This is a genomic window from Mesorhizobium sp. M2A.F.Ca.ET.039.01.1.1, assembly GCF_003998035.1.
GTDB lineage: Bacteria > Pseudomonadota > Alphaproteobacteria > Rhizobiales > Rhizobiaceae > Mesorhizobium.
In genome coordinates this window covers 1-774 of sequence record NZ_RZRY01001368.1, presented here as the reverse complement: position 1 = coordinate 774, position 774 = coordinate 1, and the positions used below count along the sequence as shown (strand labels likewise).

The 774-nt window shown below is 55.0% G+C and carries 2 protein-coding genes; one reads left to right on the top strand and one right to left on the bottom strand.

The window, feature by feature from the left end; translation table 11 throughout:
• A partial coding sequence (locus tag EOA24_RS42245) for a hypothetical protein (protein WP_189354687.1) occupies positions 1–313 on the top strand: 313 nt, incomplete at its 5' end.
• A gap of 73 nt (positions 314–386) precedes the next feature.
• Here the strand turns inward: EOA24_RS42245 and EOA24_RS42655 are convergent.
• Positions 387–774: hypothetical protein (locus EOA24_RS42655; RefSeq protein ID WP_210213661.1), on the bottom strand; the 388-nt coding region annotated here is incomplete at its 5' end.

The window sequence follows — 774 nt, the reverse complement described above, 5'->3', positions numbered from 1 at the left end:
GTCTATAGCCATGGCAAGGTTTATTGATGTCGACATTCTTGTCATCGATGGCGCTTTGGCCCACCCGGCGTTTCCAGAGCGATTCCTTCGTTATGTCGGAGCATTGCTCTCTGAACACGTTGCGGGGCGTCTTGTTTTGTTTTCCTCACGGCAGTTCAATGTTGCGCGAGCTTTTGCCGAGCTTTCAATCAATGTTGCAAACGGAAAAGTGTTCGTAAGCAACGAGATCAAGGAGCCTCCTTTATTCAACCGTAGTGAAGAGGCTCCCGCGGAGGAGCCCGAATTGGTTTACGAAGACGTCGATTTGATCTGAAATCAAATTCAAATTCGATGTCTGATCACGTCGGGCCTTTTCCACGCTGCTTTTTTTCACAAACCGCCTCACTCTACGCACCTCGCTCCGCCTTGGAAGCCACCGGGATAGGGAATACCGGAAGCTTTGCATAATAGTCCAGGAACGATCGCGTCGCCCGGACGGCCGAGAGAGCAATATCACTCATATCCCGGCTTGAAATCGCCAAAAGCCGTTCCGGCGCGAGATGAAGGCCAGGAGCGGGATGCTCGCCCCAAATAGCGTGACGGTCGAAATCCGACGCAACGAGAACAACTGGACAGCCGGCGAGGCAGGCCTCAATCGCAAAATTGCTGGTCCCCGTCACCACCAGGCTTACCCTCCCCGGCGCCGCCTCGAAATCTTCGATCCATGGCGCAGCGATTCTTCTCCAAACCGCCAGGCTCTCGGGGGCCCGTCTGTGGGCGGGATGAGGTCGAACG